15 protein-coding genes are annotated in these 16016 nt (G+C 61.2%); 8 read left to right on the forward strand and 7 right to left on the reverse strand.

Annotated elements, in window-relative coordinates; all coding sequences use genetic code 11:
• Nucleotides 1-3: 3 nt before the first annotated feature.
• Nucleotides 4-315 (reverse strand): DUF3817 domain-containing protein, encoded by a 312-nt coding sequence (locus AC6LJ2_RS15245; protein WP_498151655.1) that lies wholly within the window; start codon nt 313-315, stop codon nt 4-6.
• Between the two features lie 296 nt (nt 316-611).
• Here AC6LJ2_RS15245 and AC6LJ2_RS15250 point away from each other — a divergent pair, with 296 nt between their 5' ends.
• Nucleotides 612-1580, forward strand: a complete 969-nt coding sequence (locus AC6LJ2_RS15250; protein WP_498151656.1) for a GlxA family transcriptional regulator — start codon at nt 612-614, stop codon at nt 1578-1580.
• Between the two features lie 79 nt (nt 1581-1659).
• On the opposite strand, the gene AC6LJ2_RS15255 is transcribed toward AC6LJ2_RS15250, so the two are convergent.
• Nucleotides 1660-1992 (reverse strand): hypothetical protein, encoded by a 333-nt coding sequence (locus tag AC6LJ2_RS15255; protein ID WP_498151657.1) that lies wholly within the window; start codon nt 1990-1992, stop codon nt 1660-1662.
• Between the two features lie 404 nt (nt 1993-2396).
• Between AC6LJ2_RS15255 and AC6LJ2_RS15260 the strand changes: the two genes are divergently transcribed.
• Complete coding sequence (locus tag AC6LJ2_RS15260; protein WP_498151658.1) at nt 2397-3737, forward strand: SAM-dependent methyltransferase; 1341 nt, start codon at nt 2397-2399, stop codon at nt 3735-3737.
• Here AC6LJ2_RS15260 and AC6LJ2_RS15265 read toward each other — a convergent pair.
• The 4 genes from AC6LJ2_RS15265 to AC6LJ2_RS15280 all read right to left on the reverse strand — a co-directional run bounded on the left by AC6LJ2_RS15265 (nt 3726) and on the right by AC6LJ2_RS15280 (nt 9266).
• Entirely contained in the window at nt 3726-4790 is a 1065-nt protein-coding gene (locus tag AC6LJ2_RS15265) for a hypothetical protein (protein ID WP_498151659.1), read from the reverse strand. The genes AC6LJ2_RS15260 and AC6LJ2_RS15265 overlap by 12 nt on opposite strands.
• Entirely contained in the window at nt 4780-5424 is a 645-nt protein-coding gene (locus AC6LJ2_RS15270) for a hypothetical protein (RefSeq protein ID WP_498151660.1), read from the reverse strand. Before AC6LJ2_RS15270 ends, AC6LJ2_RS15265 begins: the two co-directional genes overlap by 11 nt.
• Entirely contained in the window at nt 5417-7417 is a 2001-nt protein-coding gene (locus AC6LJ2_RS15275) for an AAA family ATPase (protein ID WP_498151661.1), read from the reverse strand. Before AC6LJ2_RS15275 ends, AC6LJ2_RS15270 begins: the two co-directional genes overlap by 8 nt.
• A 655-nt stretch (nt 7418-8072) precedes the next feature.
• Nucleotides 8073-9266 carry an acetylornithine transaminase gene (locus tag AC6LJ2_RS15280; RefSeq protein ID WP_498151662.1) on the reverse strand — a complete coding sequence of 398 codons (1194 nt, stop codon included), beginning with the start codon at nt 9264-9266 and terminating at the stop codon, nt 8073-8075.
• Nucleotides 9267-9478: 212 nt separating this feature from the next.
• Here AC6LJ2_RS15280 and AC6LJ2_RS15285 point away from each other — a divergent pair, with 212 nt between their 5' ends.
• The 5 genes from AC6LJ2_RS15285 (at nt 9479) to AC6LJ2_RS15305 (ending at nt 13560) form a co-directional block, all read left to right on the forward strand.
• A complete protein-coding gene (locus AC6LJ2_RS15285) occupies nt 9479-10444 on the forward strand; it encodes a Bug family tripartite tricarboxylate transporter substrate binding protein (RefSeq protein ID WP_263912731.1) in 966 nt (321 codons plus the stop codon).
• Between the two features lie 266 nt (nt 10445-10710).
• Complete coding sequence (locus tag AC6LJ2_RS15290; RefSeq protein ID WP_445657908.1) at nt 10711-11493, forward strand: transporter substrate-binding domain-containing protein; 783 nt, start codon at nt 10711-10713, stop codon at nt 11491-11493.
• Nucleotides 11494-11520: 27 nt separating this feature from the next.
• On the forward strand, nt 11521-12189 hold the full coding sequence (locus AC6LJ2_RS15295) for an amino acid ABC transporter permease (RefSeq protein WP_263912729.1): 669 nt from the start codon (nt 11521-11523) through the stop codon (nt 12187-12189).
• A complete protein-coding gene (locus tag AC6LJ2_RS15300; RefSeq protein ID WP_263912728.1) occupies nt 12186-12842 on the forward strand; it encodes an amino acid ABC transporter permease in 657 nt (218 codons plus the stop codon). The genes AC6LJ2_RS15295 and AC6LJ2_RS15300 overlap by 4 nt, the downstream gene beginning before the upstream one ends.
• On the forward strand, nt 12823-13560 hold the full coding sequence (locus tag AC6LJ2_RS15305; protein ID WP_263912727.1) for an amino acid ABC transporter ATP-binding protein: 738 nt from the start codon (nt 12823-12825) through the stop codon (nt 13558-13560). The genes AC6LJ2_RS15300 and AC6LJ2_RS15305 overlap by 20 nt, the downstream gene beginning before the upstream one ends.
• A 49-nt stretch (nt 13561-13609) precedes the next feature.
• Here the strand turns inward: AC6LJ2_RS15305 and AC6LJ2_RS15310 are convergent, their stop codons facing one another.
• A complete protein-coding gene (locus AC6LJ2_RS15310) occupies nt 13610-14749 on the reverse strand; it encodes a DSD1 family PLP-dependent enzyme (RefSeq protein WP_498151663.1) in 1140 nt (379 codons plus the stop codon).
• Nucleotides 14750-14970: 221 nt separating this feature from the next.
• On the opposite strand from AC6LJ2_RS15310, the gene AC6LJ2_RS15315 reads away from it, so the two are divergent.
• Nucleotides 14971-15930, forward strand: a complete 960-nt coding sequence (locus AC6LJ2_RS15315) for a TAXI family TRAP transporter solute-binding subunit (protein ID WP_263912725.1) — start codon at nt 14971-14973, stop codon at nt 15928-15930.
• Nucleotides 15931-16016: the final 86 nt, after the last annotated feature.

Consider the following 16016-nt stretch of genomic DNA (forward strand, 5'->3'; position numbering starts at 1 on the left):
CGCCTACCCCCGCACCGTGCGGCCCAGCGACCGCGCAATCACAAAGCCGCCAAACGGCACCACCGTTGCCACCAGCGTCCACACCAGCCGCTTGCGCGACCAGCCCTGCGCCGCCGCCACATTGCAGGCCAGCGCGAGGTAGACCATGAACGCCACCCCATGCACCGGCCCCACCCACGACACCACATTCGGCACACCGGCCAGGTGCTTGAGCGGCACCGCGATGCCCAGCAGCACCAGCAGCGTCACGCCTTCCAGCATGGCTGCCCACTTGAACAGGGCAGGGGTTGAGGGGTCAGCGTCTTTCAGGGGCATGGCGGTTGTGGCTTGTGGTGGGATCAGCCGCATTGTCGGGGGTGGCGGCATTGACGGCCATTGGCCAAAATGCCAATCTTCGAAAGAAATCGGCCAAGTGGGTTTTATTGTGGGATCCGTCGGCCTCTGTCGTCCAAAGTGGGTCTGGCGTCCTTATCCGGCGGCTATTGCCGCCTCAAGGGGGCCTGGCGCCCAGATTCGCCTGTCCCTGCCATCCCTAGCGGGTCTGGCCCTCTGATCTGCCGGCCCCTGCCGTCCCAACTGGCCCTCCAGCGCAACCCCTCGGAACTTGATGCATGCCCAAGCCAGCCCCTCACCGCGTCGCCGTCCTTGCCTTTGACGGCCTGGTCGCCGGTGACCTCGCCATGCCTTGCGAGATCTTCCAGCTTGCCGAAACGCTGGACGGACGCTTGCCGTACCAGGTCGACGTCTGCGCCAGCCGGCCGCGGGTCAAGACGCATGCCTACGACCTGCACGTTCGTGCGCGGCTGGACGTGGCGCGCACAGCAGACACCGTCGTCATTCCCGGGTTGGCAGACCCCAGGCAAGACATACCGAAAGACATCGTGGACGTCGTTCGGCATGCCCATACCGCGGGCGCGCGGATTGCCTCCATCTGCACGGGCGCGTTTGTCCTGGCCGCCAGCGGCATCCTCGACGGCCTGAAGGCCACCACGCACTGGAAAGCCGCCGACCTGCTGGCACAGCGCTATCCGAAGATTCAGGTGAACCCCAATGTGCTGTTCGTCGACAACGGCCAGGTGCTCACATCCGCAGGCGCGGCGGCCGGCATGGATCTGTGCCTGCACATGATCAAGCGCGATCACGGCGCGGCCGTCGCGGCCAATAGCGCGCGCTTGGCGGTGGTGCCGTTGGAACGCGCGGGCGGGCAGGCGCAGTTCATCGTCAGGCCGACGCCGACATCGCATACGGATCTGACGCAGTTGCTGCATTGGATAGAGGGCCGGCTAGGCGAGAACCTGACCGTACGCGCGCTGGCCGACCAGGCTGCGGTCAGCGTCAGGACGTTGAATCGGCGGTTTCAGGAACTGCTGGGGGTGAGTCCGCTGCAGTGGGTGATTCAGGCCAGGGTGAATCGTGCGCGGGGGATGCTGGAGACGACCGACCTGCCAGTGGAGCGGGTCGCGATGGAGGTGGGGTTTGGGTCAGCGGTGTCGCTGCGGGAGCATTTCTTGGGGATCGTGGGGACGAGTCCGATGATGTATCGACGGGCGTTTCGAAGGTTGGGGGGAGGGGTGGGGTGAGGGCGGGGATGACAGTTCGAGGATGACGGCTGGGGTTTGATGCGTGTTGCCTTGTCAGGCCCAAGCCGTCAGAGCTGACCTACTGCATCGACCTCGGCGCGTTGTGAGTAGGGCACCCGAAGCTTGCGTCATCCGCGCAGGCTCGTGCTGATTCCAGCAGGGCGTCGGTCAACGTGCCCACATGAGCACACAGGCCTTCCACGCCGCCCATCAATGCGGTAATGGTCCATGCGTCCAGCGGCTGTGCGCCGGTCGCGTCAGGCTCAGAAGCGCTGTTGCCGACGAGGCGCGCAATGGTCTCGATCGCGAAGCGGGCGCGTTCGATGTTGTAGAGCGGGGCGAGGGGAACCAGGCCGTGCTCGGGGTCGGTGTCGACCAGCCATGGATTTTGGGTGAGGGGGTGGGATTGCATCAAAGGCTCCAAAGACTGATGAAGCCCGCTCCCCACTTCCAAATGGGGTGGGCGGGCACGAGGCAAGGTTGGAAGACCGGCGTCTTTGGAAACCGGCGTGCGCGAACGCACCCTCGCCAAGGCCCGCCCATAGGGACGTGCAAAGGCGCTCGGACATGAAAAAGCCGCCAAAGCGGCGGCGGTCCGCCAAAGACATTGCCGGCTTCCAAACCGGACTACCGATGATGCGGTAGTTGGCGGAGTATAGATGTAGAAATCAGGTCTATATGTGGGAAAGCGACATTTTTGCTACCCCCCGGGCCAACGCCCATATATCTCTATGGTCACCTTTAGCCTTTTGGGCAGCCACGACCCGGCCTGTCGATGTAACATTCCACCTCAAAAATCACAATAGCGCCGGCCCAATGTCGACTACCGCTTTCGATCCAAGTATCGCCAACTTTCGCCGCGTCCCTTCACGTCCTATCCTCGAAGACGCGGGAGGAAGCTCGTTCGCTGAGTGGACTGGCGGGCGCTCAACAGAGGCACTGTCCACCAACGCAGGCGCGGATTCTCTACCGTTTCAGCGGTGGCATCGCTTCAAAGAGGCATTTTCGCCAGAGTTGATTGCAAACGCCATTCAGTCCTCCCCGATACCTGTACGTCGCCTAGCTGATCCATTCGGAGGCTCGGGCACTAGTGCTCTAGCCGCCCAATTTTTGGGGGTTCATCCAGTAACGATTGAGGTCAATCCATTCTTGGCCGATCTCATTCAAGCAAAGTTGGCGGAGTATTGTGTGCCAGCCCTGCTCACGGCACTGAGCCGTGTAACTCGGAAAGCTTCACGTTCACGCAATAGTGGCACGTCTTTCATTCAGCTTCTCCCCAGCACTTTCGTCGAACCTGGAGTAAATGAACGTTGGCTATTCGATCGCTCTGTCGCAAATGAGATCTTTCGTCTTCGCTTAGCGATAGAACAAGAGAGTGATCCGACGATAGGGCGCCTGTTACGCGTTCTACTTGGGGGACTGATCGTCAGCTTTAGCAATGCTGTTGTTAGTGGAAAAGGGCGCCGCTATCGAAAGAACTGGCAAGAGCGTCGGGTTGATCCTGAGTGTGTAATTCCCACATTTGCTAACGCGGTCGCTGCCGCTATTGTAGAAATCACGGCGTGCGCCAAGCGCTCGTTACGTACGGCTACGGTGTTCCAAGGAGACAGTCGTGCGCTATTTGCTGAAGTGGGCCCAGTCGATCAAATCGTATGCTCACCTCCGTATCCAAACTCCTTTGACTACACAGACGTATACAACATGGAGCTTTGGATGCTTGGCTATTTAAAGTCATCACAAGGCAACGCTTCATTGCGCCGCTCGACGCTAAGTTCACATGTGCAAATTGCGCGAGAATTTTCCCAAGCTCCGAAGACCCGAACTTTAGATAAATTACTGCGCTCCCTAAATCGAGTCGCCGACGACTTGTGGGATACGCGTATTCCCGCAATGGTTGGGGCCTACTTTTCCGATTTGCAAAAACTGCTTCAGGTAAGCTCACAACTATTGCCAACTCAAGGTCAGGCTTGGTTCGTCGTAGGTGACAGTCAATACGCCAACATACACGTACAAGTGGCAAAAATACTGACAGAACTCGCACCAAGCGCCGGTCTACGCGTGGAACGCATCACCCCCTTTCGCTCCATGCGGGTTTCGCCGCAACAAAGCGGACGGCATATGCTAAGCGAGGACCTAGTCGTTTTCTCACGCCTTTAACAACTTGGCAACGTCACAATCTCTCCAATGTTCTGAGGAACGATACAAGAACCAATAGCGAAGGTTGACCTTGAGGGTCCTGGCCTTCGTCGAAAGTGGTGCCATGACCGCATCTCCGCCAGCATTCACCGCGCGCATATCAAAGCAGCACAACACTTGCTCACGAAAGTTACGCTGCTGCCCGTAGTGGTGAGCTTGATTCAATCCGTCGTCCATGTGGGTCTCGATTTGCGACTGTGTATATTTTTTCCCGGTCGATCCCATCTCTCGAAGCACCTTGAGTTCCAGAACTGCATGATGCACAACCTGGTTTTGAAGGACCTCCTGGTCTTCCACAATTTCCAAATCTGTTCGTCCGTCTTTCCCCGATTGCTCTGCACGAATGGTGCACCGACGGAACGCTCCAATTAGGGCTAAACGGATCATGTGCTGCACTCGCGCCTCGGCTTCCTCATGAGCCCAGCCCTTAGCCGGATCCTGCCAAAGGTGCTGCGATTTCTTAGTTTGATCTGGGGTAATTAGTTCACTAAGGTATGCTCGATCAATTACCTCAGTAATCTGACCCACACTAGGCTGGTCCTTGGTCACATGCCAAAGCTCAACGTTGTCATCAACCTCCGTCCCATCCGGGAACCAACTCAACGTCGATGTCCCCTGTTTTGGGGAATAAATCAAAGTCGGAAATTTTTGAGCTCCCGCCATAGCGAGGGCATCAATCAGATCAGCCTCATCCCCGCTATATGCAAGCGAATGCCCATTCGGCACTAAGTTGACGAAGTGAATCTGCCCAGTCAAGGACTGGTGGCCACTATGCAACAAAGGACGCCGCATGGCTCCCGTGGGGCGGTTCCAATCTCGAGGAGCCAGAACAAAAGCTGCCGGACGATCATACTCAGCGTCAACCTGCAGCTCCCGGCGCGCGACCAATTGCATAACGGCGCGTCCAAAGCGCACAACATCCGGGGCACCGGTATCACTACCGCGTCCGTTTAGTGGAGTATTTTTCAGCGCACTGGCTTCACCTTCCCAGGCACCCAGCTTGTTATCCGCCATAGGCCACCCGTCCCTGCAAATGATCAAGATACAAATAGATGCGCTCGGCAGGCTCTAGTCTTCTGCCTGGCGCGAATGTCATTGCGGCATTGCGCGAGAAATTCTTGTCCGCGTGGGCCCACTCGCCAAAGTCGATAACATTATTCATATCGACTGATAAATCAGCATACCGTGCGTCACCCACTGCCACATGACCCTGCTCCGCATCGGACAAAGCACTGTAGGCAGCTGCGAGCTCATCCAGAAACAATGCTTCAACGGGACAAAGCTCTCGATAGCGACCAAGGGCTACGCTCACCCCCGCCCGACGCAACACATAAGAGGCGCTTACCCGATAACGCCTTTCAGCCTCGTCAAACTCGTATTCTAAGCCTCGTGCTTCCACCAACCCACGGCCCACAAGACGGTCGATAGTGTGCTGCAACTCCGGGTAGTAAGGGCCGGATTTTCGCTTAAGCAGAGTGGCGTCTAACGGAGGCAAATCAAACACCGGCGCCAGTACATTCGCCAAATACGCTAATTCATGCATTGCACGGGAGGAGGTAGGTGCGAGTCCCGCCGCCGCCAGGGCGTCCAGTAGCGTGAGAACTCGCACAATCCGCGCTTGGGCCTCTGGAACACCCATGTCACTCATCGAGATCACCTTTGACCTTTTGACGTAGCTGAGTCCAGTAGCGGTCGTATGCGTCCTTCGACGCTAGCATCGCACGTGTAGGTACGCCGGCGGCAAACAAATCGACTAACGGCGCCATCGGATTGCGATGTTCTGCCGCCGCGCACAAAAGCTGAGGCACCAGCTCTCCAGCCCCCAAATTGGAGGTAATGACCAACCGACTACCGTTGCCGGAGTTGGCGTACTTACTAAGCACCTGAGCTGCCTTATCCACAAATACAGCATCCAAAGACGATTCGGGTGCATCAACGGCCAACGTTGACGCATGATCCGGTGATGCCACCTCGATAAGTGCCATCCGAAATGCGAGGTCTAAAAACTCTCGTTGACTCTCGGATACTTGATGCGGAGAAGCGCGGCGCTGCAAGCCCACAAAATCGCTTCCAGATAGTTCCACGGCAAATGCGGGATACTCGACCGGATCCATACCGCCGGCCTGACCAACAGTGCGCCGCTCAGGCGCCCAACTTAAGCCACTTTCTTCAAACAAGAATCCTTTGGCGATTTCTTCGAAATGCACTTGGACAGCCGAGGCTTTAGATTGAATCTCAGCGCGATACAAATCCAGTGAAGTAACAAACTGCGCACGTTCAACCTGCAGCCCCGCTCGAAGCTCGGCCACTACATCTTCAACGGCATGTAGCTTCTTTTGCTGTTCGCTGACTTTACGCTCGTCGGGCGGTAATTGATTGATCAATGAGCGAATATTATCTTGTACGTCATTGCGCTCAATCGTACATTCGCTAAGAGACTCGTTTTCCGCCTGATACCGCGCATTAGCATCATCCCGTAATTGAGCTTGTTCCGTCGCCCGCACATAGGTGGAATCCATGCGTTGCTGCAACTCTCGGATCCGATGATCACCGATATCAACAACGTCATCATTCATAACATGGAGTTCCGAATCGCAGATCAAGCAATGACGCTCCGACAAGGCTTTTGCTAGTTCCTCGCTCTTGGCACTCAGACCCTGCGTGCCACATGCTAAGCATGTTTTATCCGACATTAAGCGCGCATATAGGAACGCCATGGATTCTTCCGATTTCGGCAAATAGGCCTCAATCGCAAACAGCCGTGCTCGCTCCAGTTCACGCAAAGCATGATCGTAATCACTCTGTGCACGCATTGCATTAAGTCGTGCCTTTTGCCGCTCCGTCTCGCTCACCTCAACGCGCGCCACGAGGTCTTCATGTCGCTTATTCAATTTCTCCAAACTGCGTTCGGCAGCTGTCAAAGTGGATCGAATGTTCGATGCACCTCGAATCTTCTCTACTGTTTTCTTACGTTCCTGCTGCTCACGGCGCACTGCCGCCTGCAAGTTGCGCATACGGGAATCTAGCTCAAGAATGGATCGCTCTTGCCGTGTCCATTCGGCTGCCAGATCTGGAGGTAGAAACAGGCATCGCAACAACTGACGTTGTGCTCCCGGGTCCCAAACCAGAGCACGGCGGTCTTCAAAGAAAAAGACAAGCGTGCGGAGAACCAATAACCAATCTGCGTACGAGCCGAGGCCCGAAGCCTTGAGGATTGCAGCATGGTATGCCTTCTCATCAGCGGGGAGGGGCTCGTTGGCGACTTTGAGCCCCACCAACGTAAGTTCTGCAAGCTCCCGTTCGACGACAAAATCAACATGGCCGACCGAGAAACTTAGCGAAGCCCGGGCCATTTTTGCTCCGTCATTAACGCGATCGGCAAACTGTCGCCTCGCATCCCGACCAATCTCATGCGCCTCGAGATTAACGTTGCCGATCTTATCGGGTAGACTCAGATCATGGGTTCCAGCAATTAGACGGAAAATTAGCGTCATCAATGTAGTCTTACCCAGGCCGTTAGCACCCAATATAAGAGTCAGCCCAGCTTTGAACTCGATATCAAAATGTCCATTGCGGGCTGGGCCGGGATAAAGCCCGTAGTCCCGAACGTTGAGATGCTGTAATAGCGGGAAATAAACCATGCGCCATTCTTCCGTTATAGGCTAGCAATCATCGGAGGCGACACTCGCCGTATTAATATGTTACCTCAACAGTTGCCAAAGACCAGACATCAACCAGTTCACTATAAAGATTTCAAAGCGCGAATTCACTATGCCGTCACGCACACGTCAGACCGACAGCACTCAAGAATTGACGTAGTCAGCCCACAGCGTTTCGTGTTCGAAGTTGCAGTTGATACGAATCTTCGAATGGAGCGCATCGCCTGAGATGACTACAGGCGGCACCGGGGTAAGATGCAAGCACGGCGACATCGATCGTCTTTGTCACGCGTGGTCTCAGCGCACGGAAGGCAAAGAGCTTCGAGATGCCCTGTAATGCCATATTCGAAACGAATACCGGATTGTTTCATTGCAGGTTCATTTGACGGCCGAATGGTAAAAAAAGTGAGCCCAAACTCGCGACATACCGATCTGATTATTTTTATCACTGTGGGCGTTTGTAGCGTCCCGATCCTTACCTCGATCAACACCGACGGCCAATTGGCGTAGCGCGGTTGCGACAATCCTCGGCCCATGCCGATGGGAAGTCAGTACAAGACTGGCGGATTCCGCAGGTGCAGAAAACAGCAAGGGCCGCTAAAGCGGCCCTTGCAATGCAGATCAAAGCAACACAGATTTATGCCTTACGCACCGCCGCAATCAACCCGTCCAACTGCTTGAGCATCGTGTCGATTTCGTCAGCCGTCACATTCAACGCCGGCATAAAGCGCAGCAGATTCGGCCGCGGCGCATTCAGCAGCAGCCCAGCCGGAGCCAGATTCCGCGCAGCTTCAACAATCGCCGGACCATCATCGCGATCCATCACCAGCGCACGCAGCAACCCCATCCCACGCTCGCCCTTCATGCCGTACTTGGCCGACAAGGCCAGCAACCCTTCCGACAGCTGCTTGGCACGCGCATTGACCGACTCCATGAAGCCAGGCGCAGCCAGCGCATCAAACACCGCCACACCCACCGCGGCCATCAACGGATTCCCGTTATACGTGCCGCCTTGGTCCCCGTGCGAGAACACGCAGACTTCCTGACGCGCCAACAACGCTGCCAGCGGCACGCCGCCACCAATGCCCTTGGCCAGCGTCATGATGTCCGGCACCACGTCCGACTGCTGGTAAGCGAACATCGTGCCCGTACGGCCCATCCCGGTCTGCACTTCATCCACAATGAACAGCAGCTTGTGCTCATCAGCCAGCTTGCGCAGGCCCTGCATGAATTCCTTGGTCGCCGGAATAACGCCGGCTTCGCCCTGGACGGGTTCAAGCATGATCGCGACGGTCTGGTCGTCGATCAACGCGCGCACCGATTCCAGATCATTGATCTCGGCCTTGGGGAAACCTTCGACCTGCGGCGCGAACATCTTGTCCCAGCCCGGCTTGCCCGACGCGGACATAGTCGCCAGCGTACGGCCGTGGAAGCCGTGGTTCATGGTGATGATCTTGTAGGCGCCTTTCTTGTTGACCTGGCCCCACTTGCGGGCGAGCTTGATGGCGCCTTCGTTGGCTTCGCCGCCGCTGTTGGCGAAGAAGACGCGGTCAAACACCGATGCGCCGGTCAGGCGCTGGGCCAGCTCGATGGACGGCAGGTTGTAGAACGCCGGGGACGGGTTCATCAGCAGCTTGGACTGCTCGAGCAGGGCTTTCTGCATTTCCGGGGCGCAGTGGCCCAGGGTGTTGACGGCCCAGCCCTGGACGAAGTCCAGGTATCGCTTGCCCGCGTGATCCTCCAGCCAGGATCCCTGGCCTCGCACGAACACGAGGTCCGGGCGGGAGGTGATCTCCATGAGGGCGTTGACGTTGAACTGGCTGAATTCCATGGCGGTTCCTGCGGAATGAGAGAACAGGGGTTGAAAAAGGGTGGGAAACGCGAAAAGGTGAATTTAGCACCGGCGGGGGAATGCTATCGTGACGCACCCCCAGCCGATCCGCCCCAGGGCCGCCCCAAAAGGGCCGCCAGCGCGGGGCTCTCTATTTTATGCAACAGGCGCGGCCCTGCGCGGCGCCTTCTGTCGCTTTTTACTGACCGATCATGACAAGAATTCTTTCCAGTCTCGCTGCCGGCCTGGTGCTGGCCGCGGCCGCCACGGCGGCGCACGCCGATTATCCCGACCGCGCCATTCGCCTGATCGTGCCTTTCCCGCCGGGGCAGGCCACCGACATTTTTGCCCGCGCCCTGGCCGAAAAGCTGGGTACGGCGCTGAAGCAACCCATCGTGGTGGAAAACCGCGCGGGTGCCGGCAGCAATATCGGCATGGAACAGGCCGCGCGCGCGACGCCGGACGGCTACACGCTGGTGATCGCGGGCTCTGCCGCGGCGGTGAACCAGACGCTGTACAAGACCATCAACTACAGCCTGACGAACGATTTCGCGCCGGTGTCAGGGGTGTTTTCGGTGCCGCTGATGTTCCTGGCGACGCCGGCCTCGGGCATTACGTCGCTCAAGCAACTGGTGACGCAGGCGCGCGCCAATCCGGGTGAGTTGGCCTACGCCAGCGCCGGGATCGGCGGCACGCAGCATCTGTCGGCCGAGATGTTCAAGGCGGCGGCCAATATCGATATCCGCCACATTCCGTACAAGGGCAGCGGCCCGGCGCAGGCGGATTTCCTGGGGCACCAGGTGCCGCTGATGGTGGACTCGGTGACGGCGGGGCTGCCGCACGTGCAAAGCAAGAAGGCGGTGGCGCTGGCGGTGACGACGGCCAAGCGCCTGCCGCAACTGCCGGACGTGCCAACGGTGGCGGAAAGCGGTTACCCGGGTTTTGAGGCGATCGGCTGGGCGTCGGTGCTGGCCCCGCGCGGCACGCCGCCGGCGGTGACGAACTACCTGAGCCAACAGATCGGCCACGTGCTGAGCACGCCGGAAATGCAGAAGTTCTTCCGCGACCGCGGCGCAGAACCGATGCCGCTGACGCCCGAGGCCACCGGCAAGTTCATTGCTGGCGAGGTCGACAAGTGGGGCAAGGCGGTGAAGCAGTCCGGCGCGCAGGTGGACTGACAGCGCGAGAAAAAGGGCCGGTCGCTGGCGCTTGTCAGGGGCGCGGCGACCGGCCCGCCAGCTATCCCGGGCCGCGTTCCAAACCGGTGCGTGCAACGCCCCGAGACGACGCGTCGCGCACCAATCGGGTGCACGATCAGGGGCCTGCTTCCCCCCGCCTACGGCAGCGCCGAAATGGCACGGAACTTGCTTTTCCAGTTTTGTATACCGAATTGGTGTGCAACGCCGAACCCCGTCCGGGGACGGCGCGCCCTGGAGAGTTCCTCATGAAGCGTAGAACCCTGTTGCTGTCCCTTTGCGCCGCCGCCAGCCTGTTGGCCGCGCCGCTTTCGCATGCCGACACGCTGGACGATATCGTCAAGAGCGGCACCATCAAGATCGCCGTGCCGCAGGACTTTCCGCCATTCGGGTCGGTGGGCGCGGACATGAAGCCGCTGGGCTACGACATCGATACCGCCGCGCTGATCGCCAAGCAGCTGGGCGTGAAGCTGGAACTGGTGCCGGTGACCAGCGCCAACCGGGTGCCGTACTTGCAGACGCGCAAGGTGGACCTGGTGATTTCCAGCCTGGGCAAGAATCCGGAACGCGAGAAGGCGATCGACTTCTCGGACGCGTATGCGCCGTTCTTCAATGGCGTGTTCGGCCCGGCGGACCTGAAGGTGGCGTCGGCCGCGGACCTGGCGGGCAAGACGATTGGCGTGACGCGCGGCGCGGTGGAAGACATCGAACTGACCAAGATTGCGCCGCCCACGGCGACGCTCAAGCGCTATGAAGACAACAACGGCACCATCACGGCCTTTCTGTCGGGCCAGGTGCCGCTGATTGCGACGGGCAACGTGGTGGCCGCCGCCATCCTGGCGCGCAACCCGCCCAAGAAGCCCGAGACCAAGTTCCTGATCAAGGACTCGCCCTGCTACATCGGCCTGAACAAGGACGAGCCGAAGCTGCGCGCCAAGGTCAACGAGATTCTGGCGGGCGCCAAGCGCGACGGGTCACTGGCGGCGATTTCGAAGAAGTGGCTGGGCGCTGATCTGCCCAAGGATCTGTAAGGCAGGCGCGAGCGCCGGGGCGCCCTGATGGCTTATCAATTCGACTTCGCTTCCATGCTGGACTACACGCCGGTGCTCATCAAGGGCATCGGCGTGACGGTCGAGCTGATTGCCTTTGGCGCCGTGGCCGGCGTGGCGCTGGGCATCGGCTGCGCCTGGGCGCGCACGCAGGGCCCGCGCTGGCTGCGCGCGCCGGTGACGGCGTATGTAGAGGCGGTGCGCAACACGCCTTTCCTGATCCAGCTGTTCTTCGTGTTCTTTGGCCTGCCGTCGCTGGGCATCCAGCTGGGCGAGATGCAGGCGGCCTGCCTGGCGATGGCGCTGAACCTGGGCGCGTACAGCGCCGAGATCATCCGCGCGGGCATCGATGCCACGCCCAAGGGCCAGTACGAGGCCGGCGCGAGCCTGGCGATGACGCGCTGGCAGGTGTTCCGGCACATCGTGCTCAAACCCGCGCTGGCGCGCATCTGGCCGGCGCTGTCGTCGCAGATCGTGATCGTGATGCTGGGGTCGGCGGTGTGTTCGCAGATCGCGGCCGAAGACCTGACGTTTGCGGCGAACTTCATTCAGTCGCGCAATTTTCGCGCGTTCGAAGTCTATTTCGTCACCACCGGCATTTACCTGGCGTTGTCGGTGCTGCTGCGCCAACTGCTGCGCATGACCGGCAGGCGGCTGTTTCGCAAGGCGGCGCGATGATCGAGTTTTCAACCTGGGACATTGTCCGCAATCTGTTGCTGGCCGCGCGCTGGACCGTCGTGCTGTCGCTGGTGGCGTTCGTGGGCGGCGCGCTGATGGGGTCGCTGGCGCTGATGATGCGCACGTCGCGCGTGGCGCTGATGCGCCGCGTCAGCTGGGCCTACATCGAGCTTTTTCAGGGCACGCCGCTGTTGATGCAGCTGTTCCTGGCGTTCTTCGGGCTGTCGCTGGCGGGCATCGAGGTGCCGCCGTGGCTGGCCGCGGGCGCGGCGCTGACGCTGTGGTCGGGGGCCTTTCTGGCCGAGATCTGGCGCGGCTGCGTCGAGGCGATTCCGAAAGGACAGTGGGAAGCCTCGGCCAGCCTGGCGCTGGGTTACGTGCAGCAGATGCGCTACGTGGTGCTGCCGCAGGCGCTGCGCATCGGTGTTGCGCCCACCGTCGGCTTTGCGGTGCAGATCGTCAAGAGCACGGCACTGACCTCGATCATCGGTTTTACCGAGCTGTCCAAGGCCAGCACGGTGATCACCAACGCCACCTTCAGCCCATTCACTGTCTATGCCTGCGCCGCGCTCATTTACTTTGCGCTGTGCTGGCCCCTGTCGCGCCTCAGCCTTTTGCTGGAAAGGAAGTTGCATGCCCCTCATCGCCCTTGAAGACGTCCGCAAGAAGTTCGGCGACAACGAAGTCCTGAAAGGGGTGACGTTGCGCGTGGAGCCCGGCGAGGTGATCGCCATCATCGGCAAGAGCGGCTCGGGCAAGAGCACGCTGCTGCGCTGCGTGAACGGGCTGGAACAGATCGACAGCGGCGCCATCATGGTGGCCGACGCGCAGCTGGGCGATGACGAATTGCGGTTGCGCGCCTTGCGGCTCAAGGTGGGCATGATCTTTCAGCAGTTCAACCTGTTTCCGCACCTGACGGTGGGACGCAACGTGATGCTGTCGCCGATGGTGGCCAAGCGGCTGCCGGAAGCGCAGGCGGCCGACCTGGCGCGCGCCATGCTGACGCGCGTGGGGCTGGGCCACAAGTTCGATGCCTGGCCCGAGGAATTGTCGGGCGGGCAGCAGCAGCGCGTGGCGATTGCCCGCGCGCTGGCGATGCAGCCGCTGGCGCTGCTGTGCGATGAAATCACGTCGGCGCTGGACCCGGAGCTGGTCAACGAGGTACTGGCGGTGGTGCGCGAGCTGGCCGCCGACGGCATGACGCTGCTGATGGTGACGCACGAAATGCGCTTTGCGCGCGAGGTCTGCGACCGCGTGGTGTTCATGCACCAGGGCAAGGTGCACGAGATCGGCCCGCCCGAAGAACTGTTCACGTCGCCGGCCACGCCGGAACTGCGGCAGTTCCTGGGGATGACGGACCTGGCGCACTAGCCAGGCGCCCGGCGCCGACGCATCGCGGCGCCGGACCGACGCCGCCGCTTCAGCGCGAGAAGCCGCGCGCCGAGATTTCCCAGATGTCTTGCACGATACCGTCGCGAACCACCACCAGGCCGTCGTGCAGGTTGAAGGTGGGGTCGACGTGCGAGGGCACCAGCAGCAGTGTGTCGCCCAGCGCGGGGGGCTGCGTGCCTTCTGCGACGCGCACCACGCCATGCTCGTCGTTGATGGCGGCGTACGTCAGGCCCGGCGCGCCGTGGATGGCAGGCGGGCCGCATTCGGCGGTGGTGGATTTCAAGCCGGCGTCCAGGATGACGCGGTCTGGCGCGGGCGTGCTCATCACGGTGGACAGCACGAAGAGGCTGTTCTGGAAGGTGAGCGGGCCGTCCCATTCGTTGGCGCCGTAGTCGCCGTCCATGAAGGCATACGAGCCGGCCTGCAATTCGGTGAAGACGCCGCTGGCGGCGTCGAATTCGGCGCTGCCAGTGCCGCCGCCCGTGATGGTGTCGCAGGCGATGCCGCTTTCGCGCAGCAGCAGCTGGTACGACGCGGCGATGCGCGCGGCCTGGCGGCAGACCTCGGCGCGTTCCTGGCGGGTGCGGAAATGCTGCACCGACCCGTGATAGGCCTGCAGGCCGGCGAATGCCACGCCCGGCAGCGCCCGCGCCTGTTGCGCCAGCGCCAGCACCGTGGCGTCGTCCGCGACACCACAGCGGCCCTGGCCGACGTCCACTTCCACCAGCACGTCGACCTGGGCGCCGGCCGCGGCCATGGCTTGCGAGATCTGCGCGAGGTTGGCGGTATTGTCGACACAGACGCTGATCTTGGCCACGCGCGCCAACTGGGCCAACAGCTTGAGCTTGGCGGGGCCGACGACTTCGTTGCTGATGTGGATGTCGCGAATGCCGGCGGCCACGAAGGGCAGGGCCTCGCTGACCTTCTGGCAGCAGATGCCGCGTGCGCCCAGCGCCAGTTGCCGCAGGGCGATTTCGGGGCATTTGTGGGCCTTGGCGTGCGGCCGCAGCGCGACCTCGTGGCGGTCGGCCCAGGCCTGCATGGCGCGCAGGTTGGCCTCGAACGCGGCCAGGTCCAGCACCAGGCTGGGCGTATCGACGCTGGCCAAGGGATCTCCCATCTGGGCGGGCGGGGGCAGCGCGATGCCGCGTATGACTTCCTGGGACATCTGGACACTCCGATTTCTGCTGTGCGAGAGAAGTCGCCACCCCCAGGTAAACGATAGCCCTGCAAGCATTGGCTGGGGGGTGCCGCCATGCCAGAATTTCACCACAAATAGAGCCCCCCACGGCGGGCCCGCCATGGCGGGCTTTTTGCCGGGCAGGGGCCCAGGCCCCGAAAGGGCCTCGCAGCACCCAGCATGCCCCTTAGAACCCTGGAGAAGCTCGCATGAAATCAAGAAGATGGATCACCACCCTGGCCCTGGCTGTGTCCCTGACGGCTGCGGCCGGCGCGGCGCAGGCGCAACAGTTCTTCCGCATCGGCACCGGCGGCACCGCCGGCACGTACTACCCCATCGGCGGCATCATCGGCAACGCGGTATCGCAGCCGGGCAAGCTGATCGCCACCGCGGTGGCCTCCAATGGCTCGGTCGCGAACATCAACGGCATCATGGGCGGCTCGTTCGAAGCCGGCTTCACGCAATCCGACGTGGCCTACTGGGCCTATAGCGGCACCGGCACGTTCGAAGGCAAGCCCAAGGCGCAAGACCTGCGCCTGATCGCCACGCTGTATCCGGAAAGCATTCACCTGGTGACGCGCAAGGGCGCGGGCATCAAGGGCGTGGCCGACCTGAAGGGCAAGCGCGTGTCGATGGACGAGCCCGGTTCGGGCACGCTGGTGGACGTGCGCCTGATCCTGGGCGCCTACGGCCTGACCGACAAGGACATCAAGGCCGAATACCTCAAGCCCAACCAGGCGGGCGACAAGCTCAAGGACGGCGGGCTGGACGCGTTCTTCTTCGTGGGCGGCGCCCCCGCCGGCGCCATCGCCGAACTGGCGTCCACGGGCGGCATCGAACTGGTGCCGCTGGTGGGGCCGGAAATCGACGCGTTGCGCGCCAAGCAGGAATTCTTCACGCCCGACGTGATTGCCGCCAACACGTACCAGAACGTGCCCGAGGTGAAGACCATTTCGGTCAACGCGCAGATGGTCACGTCGGCCAAGATCCCCGAGCAGACCGTGTACGAGGTCACCAAGGCCCTGTACAGCGACGCCACGCGCAAGACGCTGGATTCGGGCCACGCCAAGGGCAAGCTCATCACGCGTGACAACGCGATCAAGGGCGCGGGCATTCCGTTCCATCCGGGCGCCGAGAAGTTCTACAAGGAAGTGGGTCTGCTGAAGTAGTCCACAGACCGCAGGCCGCGGACCCCGCCGGTCCGCAACATCCCGCGCGCGCCGCCGCGCGGCGTCGGGGCAGGGCCATGCGGCCC

The organism is Achromobacter sp. 1014246743, from assembly GCF_059760725.1.